We start from the raw sequence: 14,379 nt of genomic DNA, 5'->3' as shown, positions 1-14,379 counted from the left end.
ACTAAAAATTGAAAATGAAGAAAAGCGATCTAAACCACTTTTCAAATTCCTACAGGCATTTGACCGTTTAGATATTTTTTACAAAGACGCACAGTTTCATTGGACCATTGATCACCAAGACTTTGAGCCATTTCTGTTTGTGCGTGAGAACCATTCCAAGCCATCATTTGAATGCGGCGTTGCATGATAAAAGTTGGGATCATTTCATATTCTTCAGACTGAATATGACCTACGCGCTCGTAGCCTTTTAACCAGTAATCAACCCAATGAGGTGCATTTGCATAATGTTCATTGAAGCTAATCGCAGCGGCGAGATCATGCATAAACCAGCTCATTCCGCAGTCATCAAAATCGATCACACCGATACGTTCTTGTTGTAGTAATAAATTGGTTAAACGCAAATCGGCATGAATCAGGCCATAGCGTTCTTGGGTTTTACCAAAGAAATTTAAATCTTTCGAAATTTGTACAATGGCTTCTTCAATAACGCTGTGGTCTTGTTGTCTCAAGTGAGGTGCATTTTTCCAGTTTCCCCAGTGTCCATCCGCACCGATCATGGTTTCATGATTCCACACAATACGTTGAAAGTTTTCAGGCGCTTGCCATGTCTTACTATGTACGTGCAACTTTGCGGTAATTTGCCCTAATTGCTCAAATGCAGTGGGGTCAACTTCAACAGTCGGCATATCGCCCTCAACCCAGTTGAAAAGGACTGCATAACGATAAATATCATTCGATAGTTTTAAAGTAATGACACGCTCACCTGATTGATCTGCAATCGCAACAGGAACTTGAATACCACTCGCATTTAAAGCATCTAACCATTCAAGCTCGCTTTGTATATCGAGTTTGCTGTGGTAGTTGGGACGGTGAATTCGAAGCGCATATCGGGTAGAACCAGTTGAAATCTGAAAGGTTGCATTTTCAGACTGACACAGCAGTTTGACCTGTCCTTGATATTCCGAGGGATATTGCTTAATTGCTTGTTCTGCCAGTATTTGTAATTGAACTTGGCTTAAAAATTCATTTTGTTCTACAGACATAACCCAACTCCTCAATTTAATTTTTAAACACGTTCTGTGTTGAGATGCCGTCGATCTTATAAAAGAAAAAATGAATCAACTTGACTTCAAGTGGTCGGGGAGATGTTTTGCTGTCAAGTTTTATGAATATCTTTTGCGCAACTATTGGTGTTGTAAATTTAGTCGATAAGGCAATACGACAATGAAAGAGTCAGAATTAAGCGTAGATGTGGGTGCTCTACAACAGGACGCAGAGTATTTTGCAAAACGTCAGTTAAAAAAGGGGGCAGTAGGTTGGTTACTTTTAGTGGGGCTGGGTGTTTCTTACGTCATTTCGGGTGACTTTGCAGGTTGGAATTTTGGGCTGGCACAAGGTGGCTGGGGAGGACTCTTTATTGCAACAGTCATCGTTGCGTTTATGTATCTCTGCATGAGCTTTGTAATGTCTGAGATGTCGACGATGTTACCTACCGCTGGCGGTGGCTATAGTTTTGCCCGCGTTGCATTTGGTCCTTTTGGAGGTTACCTCACAGGGACTGCGATTTTAATTGAATATGCAATTGCACCTGCTGCCATTGCCGTATTTATCGGTTCTTATTGCGAATCACTCTTTGGAATTGGAGGCTGGGCTGTTTATCTAATTTGTTATTTAGTTTTTATGGGTATTCATCTGAAAGGTGCAGGTGAAGCACTTAAAATCATGTTTGGAATTACCGCCGTTGCTTGTATTGCACTGGTCGTATTCATTGTTGCGATGCTTCCACATTTTGAAAGTGCGCGTTTATTTGATATTCCAGTCAGTTCTCATGCAGGTGCAAGTAGCTTTTTACCGTTTGGCTATATGGGAATATGGGCCGCAGTACCGTATGCCATCTGGTTTTTTCTTGCAGTTGAAGGGGTGCCACTGGCTGCCGAAGAAGCAAAAGATCCAGTACGTTCATTGCCACGAGGTTTGATTGGTTCAATGTTGATATTGGCATCGTTTGCACTTTTAATCTTATTTTTGGGAGCAGGTGCAGCGGGTTCAAATGCTTTAAAAAATTCAGGGGCACCTTTGGTTGACGCACTCATTGCTGTGTATGGTCAGCACACATGGTTAGCGAGCTTTGTTAACTTTGTAGGTCTTGCTGGACTGGTCGCAAGTTTCTTCTCAATTATTTATGCATATTCGCGTCAGATTTTTGCATTGTCACGTGCGGGATATTTGCCAAAAAATTTATCGCTCACCAATGAAAATAAAGCGCCATATTGGGCCATTATCATTCCGGGCATTATCGGCTTCTTACTTTCTTTAACAGGTGAGGGTGACTTACTCATTTTAATGGCTGTATTCGGCGCAACAATTTCTTATGTGTTGATGATGCTTTCACATATCAAATTACGTTTGTCTCGCCCTGAATTACCACGCCCGTATAAAACGCCTGGTGGAATGTGGACGTCTTGTATTGCCTTGGTTCTCGCTGCTGTTGCTGTAGTTGCAGGTTTAATGGTCAATCCAAAAGTTTGGTTATTGGCCGCGCTGATTTATGTTGGATTTATACTCTATTACTTATTATATAGCCGTCATCATTTAGTGAAAGGCACACCTGAGCAAGAGTTCGCCATGATTGATGACTAATTTTAAGTGGGTTAAAAATAAAGAGGCTTCGGCCTCTTTTTTAAGTTTTATACTTCTGTACAAAAGAATATAAAAACAGCAAGTAGTACTTACTCAAATATCATTTTAATCTGATTGATATTTATACAATATAGTTACCAGATCACACGGATATGAACTCATGAAATTTCTAAAATTTCTAACTTTTAGCACCATTCTTACCTTATCCGCACATAGTTATGCGACAGTGGGCGGTGGACAAAAAATTGAAGTATTGGGCTATCAGCAAAAAGAGAAGAAACTTTATGTATTAAGACACTATGAAGATGGTCGAGGACGTCTACCACAACTCTATTATTATCTATTAAATAGTAAATCGCCTGATAAACTGATTGAAGTTAAATCTCTCTATATCAATCCAAAAACACATAAGATTGATTATGATCAAGATAGTAGAGCATTTGATAAAGCTCTAAATAAAATTAAAAAGAATTTAACCCCATTAGTCGTAAGTAATAGTAAGATCGTAAAAATTCAAACATTAAAAACTCATCAGAATCAAGTATCGTCTTGGTTTGATCCTTCAGGAAAGATCACGCAATATAAAACAGAATATGTTGTAAAATCGCCGTCTTTACAAAGTAAGACCCATGTTGCGGTTCATTACACCAAAGCAATAAAAATTTCCCAAAATTATAGCGTGCCTAAACACAATAAGAGGTTGGTTGTCGTTAAATATCTGGGGATTCCAGAAGAAACTGGGTACGATATTGAAGACCCTGTTTTACTACTTCCTGTGAAAAAATAAGTTTAAGAGCAAATTATTTTCTTGGTTCAAAGGGGCAGCAGTAGGGCATCATTATCTAGATGTTCACAACAATATTGCTGGCATTGGTCATTGTCATTTTGCGGTCATTGGGGCGGTAAATGAGCACAAGGAAATTTTCATTTGTTAGTTAGATCGATTCATTCAAGGTCGAGTTGGTGGTCATCTTTTGTGACTTTAATTTTTAACTTCTTATATTTCCGTTTATTGGGGTCAATTGCAGAATTTATAACTTCATCTGAAAAAGCTGAACATAACATCAATTTTGCATATGCTCGGTAACCTATCAAAATTCTTCGTAGTGGATAGTCTGTTCTGGTGGAGTAATAGTCGATTCTGGAGTTCAATTCTTGTAGCAGAGTCTGCTGTGACATTGGAATAATTTCTGTAAGAGGTGTATTCAGCATATAGTGATTTATCTACTGTAAGAAGAATTATTTTGAAAATGTTATAAATTTTAGATAAATCAATATTTATATTACATATCAAAGCATTTTAGATATGCAAAATATATATTTATTCTCTTTAAATTTAAGGAGATATGCTGCAAACATAAATTTTTGATGATGCTGTAAAGATAATAGTAACAACTCTTTTTAAAGCCACAGTACACTATGTGTTATAGTCAATTTCGATTAATTATTGGCATTAAAATGGATATCTGTATTGGCGGTATACTTGATGGGAAAAAAAGAAAAGACGATCAAAATCATTTCAGAGTAGATAGTCATTATTCTGATCATGGATCCGAATATAATAAAGAGCATTTTCATCTACATGGGCAGCTTCATACATTTTGGATAAGTGAAGAGATTGATTTTTGTGATGCACAAAGAAGAGTTGAATTAATATTAAATAAAAGATTAGAACTTGTTTAAATTAAAAATAAATATATGTATTAGCGTTTTTTAGATTCTATATGGAAAATGAATAAAACGTTTTAATTAATATGATGTTAAACAAAAGCTCTATTTAATATAGAGCTTTTGAGCTATCAATTATTTTATTCCTTTTTTTCTTCATTATTATTTTCTTTAGGGTTATTTTCTTCTTCAGGCGATTGTACGGGTTTTTCAGTTTTATCCTCATTAGGTTGAGCATTAGAATCATTTTGGTTTTGGGTGGTTTTTTTTGAAAATTCTTTGAAATCAGACATTTTAAACTTCTTAATAATAGTAAGGAAGCTTTATCGTAGGCCTTTAATTCGCTTACATTGCGGTGATTATGAGAACTCTATGTAGAGATATGTGCGTAAAAGTGCTTAATTCTCGACATAATGTTTCTTTGAATCAAATAGACTGTTGATATATAAGTGGAAGAAAATTTTAATCAAATACAAGAGTTAACATATAGCTAGAGAGCTATTGTTTTTAATGGTTTTTTGATAATTATAATTTATTTAAATATATTATTTTAAGTTCTTAAGTGGAGGAAATATTTTTAACTAAAGTGGGGGATTCGATCTGTAAATATATTTATACAACATAAAGATACAGTTTTACATGCATACTCAATCAAATTAATTAAAAAATGAGGGAAATATGGATGATGAAATGAAAAAATATTTTGATGTGGCTGAAAGTGTTTACAATAATATTCACTTTAAAAATCAGTCCTCTAAGGATTTAATTGACTGTCTGAATAGACTGTTAATTGAAATTAAAAAAGAAGCAGCTATAAACAATTTACAATTAAAATATCCTGTTATTGATTTTGAAAGTTGTTTAAATAGGCCAATGAAAGAGCGTATTGTTAAAATTGATTTAAGCCTTCTCCCTAATTTTGATAATGAACATGAATTTATTCTTTGGTTGGCGGGATTTGTAAAAAGTATTTCTGTATCTAGAAGTTATTATTTTTAAAAGTGTGGTGTGATAGCAAATAAAATAAATATTTTTTAAATATGTTGTATAAATATTTATTTGGCGTATACTGGGTTTAACTAGAAAAAAAGACTTATTAGTAAATCCTCTTTTAGTATCGTAGTTTTATTCATAATCCTTCGTTTTTTTAAGATCTTAAACTCAATTTGTTATTATTTTTTTCAAAGTTTAATGAGTCATGAAATATGGCTTTATATTATTAAAAATCAAAGGATATATTATGTCTAATACAGCAATCGGTACAGTGAAATGGTTTAATGAAACCAAAGGTTTTGGTTTTATTCAACAAGATACAGGCCCAGACGTTTTTGCACATTTTAAAGAAATCAGTAGCTCTGGGTTTAAAACCTTATATGAAGGTCAACGTGTTAGTTTTAATATAGCTCAAGGACAAAAAGGTCTTGCAGCTACTAATATTATTGCCCAATAATATTTTAAAAATAAAAAAAGCATCTTAGGTGCTTTTTTTGTTTTTAGTATATTAATCATAAAGATAATTTTAAATAAATTAAAAATATAAATTATTATAATGATAAACAATAATATCATATTCAGATACACTTGCATTGTATCTATATAAAGGTAAAAGGACTATGTTAACTAAGTGCTAGATAATCATCTACACAACATTAAATAGGAGAGACTCTAATGTCTCAACAAAACCAAGTTAAAAGCGATCAAGACAAATCAAAAGAGCAACAACAGCAACAGCAAGATGGTAAAGAGTTTGAGCCTAAAAGCCCTGATCAAAATGCTGTAGAAAAAATGGATCAAAATGATAAAAATGAGAAAAAATAATAATATAATAAATTTATTTTTTCTTAAATGATGGGTTGGTCGAAAGAATAATGATTCTTTTTGCCAATTTATAAAATTAAGAGGAATGTTTTTAATATGTCTTTTATTATAATAATTTTTATTTTGTTTGTTTTTGCTTATATTTTGTTTAAAGTTTTTTCTAAAGTTAGTCTAGAACTTCCCGAAAGTACCCTAAAAATAGCTGGTAAAATATTTACAGAGAACAAAAACTTTTTTGAGCATGAAATAATTGTAACTTTATACCAAGAAGAACTGATAACTTTAGTCGGTAACCAAAGTGGTGGTAGGACTAAGGTTTTTAAAAATGCTGTAATATGCCTAGAAAAGGAAACAGATAAAATTGCTGTCTATATAGATACTTTAAGAGTTGGATATCTTAATAAAATAAATGCCTCAAGTTTTGTTAATTTTTTAGAAATAAAAGGTTTCAGTGATAAGGATGCTTTTGAGGTTGATGCAGTTATAATAAGTGAAAAATCAAGCAAATGGAGTGTGAAGCTAGATATACCGTATGATATGAAAAAGTTTAGATTTGATAAGTATTAATTTTTAATGACCATTTAATTAACGTTGCTATAAGATATATTTTGGAACACTTTTTTTAGTATTTAAAATATAAAAAGGATCATAATAATTATATCAATAATAAGAAGGTCAAAAGAGATGGAACTTAGAGCCGTGAAAATGCATAAAATGTTTAGAGATTTTCATGAAGAAAAGGAACGTGGCTATATAGGGGAATATGATGAAAAACATAACCTTGTAGCAATATATAATACGTTTAAAGAAAAAATGCAGAAAATAGAAGGAACTTATCAATGGGTTTTACCTTCATCGGGTGAGGTATTTTTTGTTGAGGAAGATCCGCTATATAGTCGTTAGTGAATTCCAACCTCTAAATTAAGTAACTAAAAACACCTCTTTATAAACCCCAATTTAACAATAACTTATTTATTATTTAGCCCTACTTTTTTAATGATCTATTTTAAAACAAATGGCATTTTGCGTGCTTGACTGCAATAGGACAGAGCACTATCCTTTGCCTGCTGGCCACATTGCCAGTCGGTTTTGACGAACCGTTTTCACACGAGTATCAGAATTATTCCTTCTGAGGGATAGTTTTGTGCAGCCCTTCGTCTCCCTCTCGTAGCGGTAGGACGGAAGGGGGACACCCTCGGGTGTGCTGGCCTCGTGTGACCAGTTCGTCAACCCTCTTTCGTTCTGCCACCATAATTTTAATTTCTGGCAGAACTCCCAATAAAAAGGAGTTGGCTTTGTACATCCATTATTTCTTGGCGGCCCTTGCCATAAGCTATTACGACACAGCTTAAACGTTTAAAGCAGTTTGATCACCCTAAGGTTTTCAAACTTTAAATCGTCACGACCAAAAAACTTACTCAACAATAAAACTTGAGATGTGCCAAGCACAGTCTTTATAGGCTTTGCTGTGCCTTTTTTTCTCCCAGAAAGGGCACAGGTTTTTTTTTATCTCATTTATATACAACAAGAATTTTTATAATGGTAAAACTATGCCAAAGTTAGTTCTCTCAACACGTGCTATTCAAGTTATTAATACGTCGATTGATTTATTTCAGCATCACGGCTTTCATACGGCTGGGGTCGACAGAATTGTTAAAGAGTCAAAAATTACTAAAGCGACCTTTTATAACTTTTTTCATTCAAAAGAGCGGTTTATTGAAATCTGCCTAATTGTGCAAAAAGAACGTTTAAAAGAAAAAGTGGTTTCAATTGTTGAATACGACCAAGGCTTAAGCGTGAAGGAAAAACTTAAGAAACTTTATTTCTTACATACTGATTTAGAGGGACTGTACTATTTATTGTTTAAAGCCATTTTCGAAACTAAAAATAGCTATCCAAACGCTTATCAAACTGTGGTGAGTTACAGAAAATGGCTCATTAATGAAATCTATAGCCAGCTTAGAGCACTCAAAAGGGATGCGATTTTTCAGGACGCCAAGCTATTTTTATATATGATTGAAGGCACAATTATTCAGCTTTTAAGTTCAGAACAGAAAGATGAGAGAGAAAGGATGTTGGATTGTTTTTGTAGGGGTATATTTAATGCTAATAAATAATTGAAATGGAAATTACATGGCTTTTGAGGTAAATGATAAATTTACGAACCATTCACAGATTAAATTCTTAACTTATTTACAGATTATCGGTCTAATAGCTTTCTACGGTCGAGAAAACACATTGGTAACTTTCTTATAAATTCAGATAAAAAAGTTGATTATAATTGGATTCTTTAATGTGCAAATTGTACATTTATATGCTATTTTAAAATGAGAATCACATTGTTCAAGCGTAGTGTGGTCTATATTGCATGTATTATGCACGGCTCAATGCAAATGCTATGAGCTTTTTTTTGTCCTTAGTTTTGTATCGTTAGTAACATTTAAGTGGATAAACTTATGAATATCTGGAACTTTATCAAAAGTTTTCACTCTATAAACACTTATTTAATTCTTTCATTTTCTTTTCTTTCTATTGTAACAACTTATTTTTATTACATAAATCCAAAGTAGGCTGTTGGCATCTATCTCATTTTTAGAGGATTATAATTGTATAGAGCAGAATTTCCTTCTTGCTAAGTTTGAATTCAAGCTGTTATCAAAAATTATAAGGTGAAATATAAATTTATTAGTAGTCATTCTTAGAAATTTAATATAGATAACTTTTAATATCAAATAATTAAATCAAAAACTAGAACTCAACTCCAAAAGCCTATCAAACCGCAGTGAGATATAGAACATGGCTCATTAATGAAATCTATAGCCAGCTTAGAGCACTCAAAAGGGATGCGATTTTTCAGGACGCCAAGCTATTTTTATATATGATTGAAGGCACAATTATTCAGCTTTTAAGCACAGGTCAGACAGATGAGAGGGAGAAAGTGATAGATCTTTATACAATTTATGTCTAACAGAGACTAATTAATCTTTATTTTTTGTGATCTATTTATCATTAATTTTTATCCCTGCGGACGGTTTCCGTAAAAGATTGCAAAAGTTTCATATTAATTACTTAATAGTAGAAATCTCTTACATTTTGTAATGATTAATTCATCATAATTCCTTAAAAGGCAAAAGATATAAGAATGCCTATAATAAAAGGGAAATAGGGATGACAAAATTTATAGCTATCGCCGAAAAGGTTTACGAAGAATGCGAGAAAAAGAATTTATTTTCTGAAAGCACTATTGAGCAGCTCAATAACTTAGTAAGTGCGATAAGAAAAGAACTAAAGGGTTCTTCATGTAAACTAAAAAGTAATTACTTTGATTTCGAAGCGTGTTTAAACAAACCGCCCGATCAGTGCTTAGTTAAGCTAGATATCAGTTTAATGCCCAAATATAAAAATAAGCTTGAATACATCATGTGGTTAGCAGGTTTTATTGAAAGAATTACAGTTGGAGGAAGACCTAAGCTTCCACCACTCGCTAGCTTGATCCCTGCTGAATATCAAGCCAGACAAGAAGTTAAAGTTGATTTAGAAGAAGAAAGAAGAAGGTCAGAAGAAAGCGCCAATATGATTAGGAGCTATTTTGATTCTGACGATTATAAAAAAAATGAAAAAAGTTTGGCTACTTCATGATGAGAAGCACTAATTTTTATTTATAAATTAAAAATCTCAAGCAGCTGTTTATGAGAACAGTTGCTTGTTTATGTTAAAAATCTAAAAACTATTATCAACCGTAAAAGATGATTAGGACCCGTAAGTGGGTGCGTACCTTATATGATCGGGAAATAAATATTATATTAAGGCTTATCTCTATTGGATCCAGAACTTTCGGGATTTTATTTACTCAGCTAATTTTGAACGTGATTCCATCAATGTAAGTAAGTCTCTTTTGACATGATCAAACTCTTTTTTAGGGATGCAGCCATACAATTTACACAGGATGAAGAATGAATAATTTGAATTTTAAAACTCTAAAGAAGTACTGGCTGCGATTCGTGGGTATTGCTGTAATCGCGGGCTCCTTAGTATTGGCATTTGCTTGGGTCGCTGGTCTATTTGGGCATCGCACCACAAGCAAAACTTTTTTGGGAGACTCATTAAATAACTTTGATCCCGGATATCGACGTGCACACGGTAAGGGTATTTGTTTTGATGGCACTTACCACAGTAATGGTGCGGCGGCGGCACTCTCTAAAGCCACAGTATTTGCCAAGTCTGATATACCAGCAATTGGCCGATTCTCTATCGGAAGTGGTAACCCGCATGCGGCAGATAATTCGACAGCAACGGTAAGTATGGCTTTATTACTTTCCGCAGCTGATCATTCACAATGGCGCATGAAATTAAACAACTTTCCCTATTTCCCTACACGAAATGCCGAAGGTTTTTTGGCGCAGCAAAAAGCATTTAAACCAGTTCCAGCTACTGGCAAACCCGATCCAGCCCTAGTTGAGGCTTTCTTAAAAGAATACCCAGAAGCACGTAAGTCTATTGAGCAAAAGGCGACGATGCCATTAACCGGTAGTTTCAGTGGCGCAGAATTTTATGTCGTAAATGCTTTTATATTGCGGGCTGCCAATGGACAAGAACAGCCAGTCCGTTGGTCTATGCGTCCTCATTCAAAATTTATTAGCCTGACAAAAGAACAACGCGATCAAGCTGGCCATGATTTCTTATTTAAAGACATCAAAAAACGTTTGGCTGAAGGGCCGCTATATTGGGATTTGGTTTTGCAACTTGCCGAGCCGGGAGACCCAGTGAATGACCCGTCTCAACCTTGGCCAAAAGAACGTAAAGAAGTGATAGCAGGAACATTGGAAGTCAAAAATGTAACTGAACAGGTAAATGGCGTTTGCCGTGACATTAACTTTGATCCAACACTAGTTCCACCCGGAATTGAGTTATCAGATGATCCAGTACTCGCCGCACGAGCAGGCATCTATTCACAATCTTACAATGCCCGCTTACGTGAAATTGGATTTGGCAAAGCAACGGATGCCGTGGGCAAATAGGAGAGATCAGCCATGCAAAACAAATCTAACGATAATGGTCCACGTCATTTTAATTTGACTGCTCGAATACTACATTGGCTTATGGCAGTAGCGATTTTGGCCATGCTATTTATTGGTGTGGGAATGACAACCTCAATCACTTGGCGTCCGTGGTTAATCGATATCCATCGTCCTTTAGGAATCGCAATCTTATTATTGGTCATCATAAGGTTAATAAATCGACTCTATTTTCCAATTCCACCTTTGCCGCCGACTGTACCACGCTGGCAGACGTTTATGGCCCATGCATCACATTGGCTACTTTATCTTTTGATGTTTAGTTTGCCATTGCTCGGATGGGCAACGCTATCGGCAGGTAATTGGCCTGTAACTTTATTTCCGGGTTGGGATCTTCCACCTATAGCACCCACCAACTCTACGCTTTACGCTTGGTTCCGTACTCTACACGGAATTTTGGCTTGGTTATTATTTGCTGTGGTTATTGGTCATCTATCCGCTGCGTTATTACATGCATGGATTTATCGCGATGGCGTATTCTCAAGTATGGCTTTGGGCTCTTCTAAACCATCAAGTAATGGATCTTCTGCTGAAAAGAAGAATGCTGATTGAGGGGAATTATTAAGCTCAGATCAGGCGGACGAGAGGGAAAAGTTTTTCGATTGTTTTTTATCATCTATTTGAATCTAAAAATAATTTAAATAATAGGATGTATGGTTTGCTTAATTTTTGTTAGATGAGCAGACCATAGCCCCTGTGCAATATAATGAGATCATTACTCGGACATAATCAAATCACCTGATCTAACTTTTTGTTTATATTCTAAAAAAAATAATATTTTGACTTTGTTTGCATATTATTGCTATTTTATTTTACGTTAATCGTAAATTGATTACGTATTGCATAATTAATATGAATTGATTTAAAGCATGTCATGGAGAAGGGAATACCATGAAAGAAGTTGCATTAAGTGATCTGATCAATCAGCAGAAAGTTGGACGCTATCAAAAATTTATTCTGATCACCTGTTTATTACTGATGATTATGGATGGCTATGACATCCAGTCTATGGCTTACGCAGCCCCAATGATTATAGAAGAATGGGGTGTTCAAAAATCCATGCTAGGGGTTGTGTTTAGCGCCAGCTTATTTGGTTTGTTTGTTGGATCATTTTTATTAAGTTCACTCTCTGATCGTTTTGGCCGCCGTCCCATCTTACTGATCTCAACCTTTATGTTCTCGGTTTTGATGCTGGTGACACCACATGTAGGCAATATTGAGCAATTGACTGCAATCCGCTTTGTTACAGGAATTTTTTTAGGAGGTATCATGCCAAATGTTATGGCTTATAGCTCCGAAATTGTTCCATTCAAATCTCGTATTTTTACCATGATGGTCATTTCTTGTGGCTATACGGTAGGGGCAATGTTAGGGGGCGGTATATCCGCCTTATTAGTTCCTTGGGGAGGTTGGCAGGCAATTTTCTATTTTGGCGGTATTGTCCCTTTAATTATTTTCTTTATCACATACTTTAAGCTGCCAGAATCTTTATATTTTTTGAGTGAAAATAATAAAAATACTCCTAAAATTTTATTTTGGTTAAAGAAGTTTTATCCGGCCTTAACATTTAATTCAGAAATAAAAATTATTAATAACACTGAAGTTGAGGTTAAAAAGTCACCGCTTGAGTTGTTTAAAAATCAGCGTGCGTTTTTTACCTATTCCATCTGGATCATCAGTATTTTAAACATGATCAGTCTATATTTTCTGGCAAACTGGTTACCGACTTTGGCCAAAGAGTCAGGACTTTCATTAAATCAGGCATTGATGATCGGTTCCACTCTACAATTAGGCGGTACGATTGGTAGTGTGGTGATGGGCCTTAAAATCGATAAGACAGGATTTTATAAAGTATTAATTCCTGTTTTTTTGGTTGCAGTGATGAGTGTTGCTTTAATTGGCTATGCGGTTAGCCATATTGTTTTATTATTTATTATCATTTTTATTGCTGGCTTTGCAATTGTTGGCGGACAACCTGCCATTAATGCACTGTCTGCCAGTTATTACCCAGTTTCGCTTCGTACTACAGGAGTGGGCTGGAGTATTGGAATTGCCCGTTTGGGTTCGGTCATTGGGCCGCTATTTGGTGGCTACCTTTCCCAATTTCTGGTCATTACCCATTTATTTGTGATTGCTGCAATACCTTCGCTACTCGTCATTATTATGCTGATGATTCAAGCTAAGTACCGATCATAAAAACTATTACATCCATCATGCACATATTGACTGTAATTATGATCGGTAAGTAGTTACAAAGAGTTGGTTACTGCTAGTTCATGACCTATTTAACTCGATACCACGTTTGATTTCGGCCAATCGCAGAGATACCAATGTATCCACGTGCAGTAAGTTTTTCACCATCTGGTGATACCGTTACGCTAAAGCGATAGGTCTTATCTGACTGTGGGTCGAGGATAGAACCTTTGTCATATTTATTTTGGCCCACACTTTTTAAATTTTTGACGATGGTTAAACCAATCAAAGATTTATTTTTATAAGTACCTTCGCACATCGTACATTTGTTGGCTTCACTTGGAACAAGTATTTTTTCGATGTTTGCAGAGAGGTTGCCATTTTTATCTTGGCTAAATCTTACCAGCGCTCGAGGTTGATTGGTTGCGTCATCAATGGTTTTCCAAACACTGCCATGTAATTTGTCCGATGCAAATGAATGAACCGAATAAAAGCTGAATAAAATTAATAATAAATATTTTTTCATATCAATGGTTTCTCGAATTAAAAATAAATGGTTTTTAAAGGCCAGAATTATTCATTTTAAATTTAACTTCACAATTTTCTTAGTATTGAATCGATAAGCTAAACAATATGTGAGGTTATAATCTATTTATTTGGATATTATTTTGATCGGTTTTTTTATGCAATTGCGAGAATGGACAGAATGATTAAGCAAGGTTTAAAAGCAGTTTATAAATTATTGATAATTTTTAGAAGTAGTGGGGTGATTAAACTGCATACAATTTGATAAATAATGACAAAATTTATGTTTAGGAGAAATAAAAAACATCCACTACTTTTTAAATTAGTTAGATTGCGTGTAACTCATCACAAATAATAAAAATAATATGCAAATCATGTGATTAGTATAGATTGACACCGTGCAATATTAAGTCTTATAACTAAACAATCCTGAAAGCTGTTTCTTTAATAGGAACAGAAA

The 14,379-nt window shown here is 34.7% G+C and carries 17 protein-coding genes and 1 pseudogene; 13 read left to right on the top strand and 5 right to left on the bottom strand.

What is annotated here, in order from left to right; translation table 11 throughout:
- Positions 1–41 precede the first annotated feature (41 nt).
- Entirely contained in the window at positions 42–1,043 is a 1,002-nt protein-coding gene (locus tag RFW85_RS00550; protein ID WP_170247870.1) for a phosphotransferase enzyme family protein, read from the bottom strand.
- 181 nt (positions 1,044–1,224) lie between these two features.
- Here RFW85_RS00550 and eat point away from each other — a divergent pair, with 181 nt between their 5' ends.
- Both eat and RFW85_RS00540 read left to right on the top strand, forming a co-directional pair.
- Positions 1,225–2,640, top strand: coding sequence for an ethanolamine permease (eat, locus tag RFW85_RS00545; protein WP_170247869.1), 1,416 nt, complete (start codon positions 1,225–1,227; stop codon positions 2,638–2,640).
- 160 nt (positions 2,641–2,800) lie between these two features.
- Positions 2,801–3,427: a hypothetical protein gene (locus RFW85_RS00540; RefSeq protein WP_216076491.1), complete on the top strand. Its 627-nt coding sequence runs from the start codon at positions 2,801–2,803 to the stop codon at positions 3,425–3,427.
- A gap of 158 nt (positions 3,428–3,585) precedes the next feature.
- On the opposite strand, the gene RFW85_RS00535 is transcribed toward RFW85_RS00540, so the two are convergent.
- The 3 genes from RFW85_RS00535 to RFW85_RS00525 form a co-directional block, all read right to left on the bottom strand.
- Positions 3,586–3,819: a hypothetical protein gene (locus tag RFW85_RS00535; protein WP_216076495.1), complete on the bottom strand. Its 234-nt coding sequence runs from the start codon at positions 3,817–3,819 to the stop codon at positions 3,586–3,588.
- 340 nt (positions 3,820–4,159) lie between these two features.
- The gene (locus RFW85_RS00530) at positions 4,160–4,276 is read right to left on the bottom strand and encodes a hypothetical protein (protein ID WP_119026689.1); all 117 of its coding nucleotides are present in this window, start codon (positions 4,274–4,276) and stop codon (positions 4,160–4,162) included.
- A gap of 172 nt (positions 4,277–4,448) precedes the next feature.
- On the bottom strand, positions 4,449–4,601 hold the full coding sequence (locus RFW85_RS00525; RefSeq protein ID WP_081405284.1) for a hypothetical protein: 153 nt from the start codon (positions 4,599–4,601) through the stop codon (positions 4,449–4,451).
- Positions 4,602–4,986: 385 nt separating this feature from the next.
- Here RFW85_RS00525 and RFW85_RS00520 point away from each other — a divergent pair, with 385 nt between their 5' ends.
- From RFW85_RS00520 to RFW85_RS00470, 11 genes and pseudogenes are all read left to right on the top strand, one after another.
- Positions 4,987–5,307, top strand: coding sequence for a hypothetical protein (locus tag RFW85_RS00520; protein ID WP_032038393.1), 321 nt, complete (start codon positions 4,987–4,989; stop codon positions 5,305–5,307).
- 241 nt (positions 5,308–5,548) lie between these two features.
- Entirely contained in the window at positions 5,549–5,758 is a 210-nt protein-coding gene (locus tag RFW85_RS00515) for a cold-shock protein (protein WP_309171031.1), read from the top strand.
- A gap of 218 nt (positions 5,759–5,976) precedes the next feature.
- Positions 5,977–6,126 (top strand): hypothetical protein, encoded by a 150-nt coding sequence (locus tag RFW85_RS00510; protein WP_170247868.1) that lies wholly within the window; start codon positions 5,977–5,979, stop codon positions 6,124–6,126.
- Between the two features lie 96 nt (positions 6,127–6,222).
- Positions 6,223–6,693, top strand: coding sequence for a hypothetical protein (locus RFW85_RS00505; RefSeq protein WP_170247867.1), 471 nt, complete (start codon positions 6,223–6,225; stop codon positions 6,691–6,693).
- A 147-nt stretch (positions 6,694–6,840) separates the two neighbouring features.
- A complete protein-coding gene (locus RFW85_RS00500; protein ID WP_014206277.1) occupies positions 6,841–7,029 on the top strand; it encodes a hypothetical protein in 189 nt (62 codons plus the stop codon).
- Positions 7,030–7,676: 647 nt separating this feature from the next.
- Positions 7,677–8,243, top strand: coding sequence for a TetR/AcrR family transcriptional regulator (locus RFW85_RS00495; protein WP_309171030.1), 567 nt, complete (start codon positions 7,677–7,679; stop codon positions 8,241–8,243).
- Positions 8,244–8,887: 644 nt separating this feature from the next.
- Positions 8,888–9,094, top strand: a pseudogene (locus RFW85_RS00490) (TetR family transcriptional regulator); the annotation flags it as partial.
- A gap of 200 nt (positions 9,095–9,294) precedes the next feature.
- The gene (locus RFW85_RS00485; RefSeq protein ID WP_170247861.1) at positions 9,295–9,765 is read left to right on the top strand and encodes a hypothetical protein; all 471 of its coding nucleotides are present in this window, start codon (positions 9,295–9,297) and stop codon (positions 9,763–9,765) included.
- A 314-nt stretch (positions 9,766–10,079) separates the two neighbouring features.
- On the top strand, positions 10,080–11,144 hold the full coding sequence (locus tag RFW85_RS00480) for a catalase family peroxidase (protein ID WP_309171029.1): 1,065 nt from the start codon (positions 10,080–10,082) through the stop codon (positions 11,142–11,144).
- Positions 11,145–11,156: 12 nt separating this feature from the next.
- A complete protein-coding gene (locus RFW85_RS00475) occupies positions 11,157–11,753 on the top strand; it encodes a cytochrome b (RefSeq protein ID WP_170247860.1) in 597 nt (198 codons plus the stop codon).
- 339 nt (positions 11,754–12,092) lie between these two features.
- Positions 12,093–13,397: an MFS transporter gene (locus RFW85_RS00470; RefSeq protein WP_170247859.1), complete on the top strand. Its 1,305-nt coding sequence runs from the start codon at positions 12,093–12,095 to the stop codon at positions 13,395–13,397.
- 85 nt (positions 13,398–13,482) lie between these two features.
- Here the strand turns inward: RFW85_RS00470 and RFW85_RS00465 are convergent, their stop codons facing one another.
- Entirely contained in the window at positions 13,483–13,920 is a 438-nt protein-coding gene (locus RFW85_RS00465; RefSeq protein ID WP_170247858.1) for a DUF2147 domain-containing protein, read from the bottom strand.
- Positions 13,921–14,379: the final 459 nt, after the last annotated feature.

It is taken from the genome of Acinetobacter sp. 12966 (assembly GCF_031196995.1).
GTDB lineage: Bacteria > Pseudomonadota > Gammaproteobacteria > Pseudomonadales > Moraxellaceae > Acinetobacter > Acinetobacter geminorum.
Note: the sequence above shows the minus strand (reverse complement) of the source record. Positions and strands in the feature narration are given on the sequence as shown.

Bases quoted from the DNA above. Each gene is read 5' to 3' on its own strand.
- eat (WP_170247869.1), top strand. From the start codon at position 1,225: ATGAAAGAGTCAGAATTAAGCGTAGATGTGGGTGCTCTACAACAGGAC.
- RFW85_RS00550 (WP_170247870.1), bottom strand. From the start codon at position 1,043: ATGTCTGTAGAACAAAATGAATTTTTAAGCCAAGTTCAATTACAAATA.
- RFW85_RS00540 (WP_216076491.1), top strand. From the start codon at position 2,801: ATGAAATTTCTAAAATTTCTAACTTTTAGCACCATTCTTACCTTATCC.
- RFW85_RS00520 (WP_032038393.1), top strand. From the start codon at position 4,987: ATGGATGATGAAATGAAAAAATATTTTGATGTGGCTGAAAGTGTTTAC.
- RFW85_RS00525 (WP_081405284.1), bottom strand. From the start codon at position 4,601: ATGTCTGATTTCAAAGAATTTTCAAAAAAAACCACCCAAAACCAAAAT.
- RFW85_RS00515 (WP_309171031.1), top strand. From the start codon at position 5,549: ATGTCTAATACAGCAATCGGTACAGTGAAATGGTTTAATGAAACCAAA.
- RFW85_RS00485 (WP_170247861.1), top strand. From the start codon at position 9,295: ATGACAAAATTTATAGCTATCGCCGAAAAGGTTTACGAAGAATGCGAG.
- RFW85_RS00510 (WP_170247868.1), top strand. From the start codon at position 5,977: ATGTCTCAACAAAACCAAGTTAAAAGCGATCAAGACAAATCAAAAGAG.
- RFW85_RS00535 (WP_216076495.1), bottom strand. From the start codon at position 3,819: ATGTCACAGCAGACTCTGCTACAAGAATTGAACTCCAGAATCGACTAT.
- RFW85_RS00465 (WP_170247858.1), bottom strand. From the start codon at position 13,920: ATGAAAAAATATTTATTATTAATTTTATTCAGCTTTTATTCGGTTCAT.
- RFW85_RS00470 (WP_170247859.1), top strand. From the start codon at position 12,093: ATGAAAGAAGTTGCATTAAGTGATCTGATCAATCAGCAGAAAGTTGGA.
- RFW85_RS00480 (WP_309171029.1), top strand. From the start codon at position 10,080: ATGAATAATTTGAATTTTAAAACTCTAAAGAAGTACTGGCTGCGATTC.
- RFW85_RS00505 (WP_170247867.1), top strand. From the start codon at position 6,223: ATGTCTTTTATTATAATAATTTTTATTTTGTTTGTTTTTGCTTATATT.
- RFW85_RS00500 (WP_014206277.1), top strand. From the start codon at position 6,841: ATGTTTAGAGATTTTCATGAAGAAAAGGAACGTGGCTATATAGGGGAA.
- RFW85_RS00475 (WP_170247860.1), top strand. From the start codon at position 11,157: ATGCAAAACAAATCTAACGATAATGGTCCACGTCATTTTAATTTGACT.
- RFW85_RS00495 (WP_309171030.1), top strand. From the start codon at position 7,677: ATGCCAAAGTTAGTTCTCTCAACACGTGCTATTCAAGTTATTAATACG.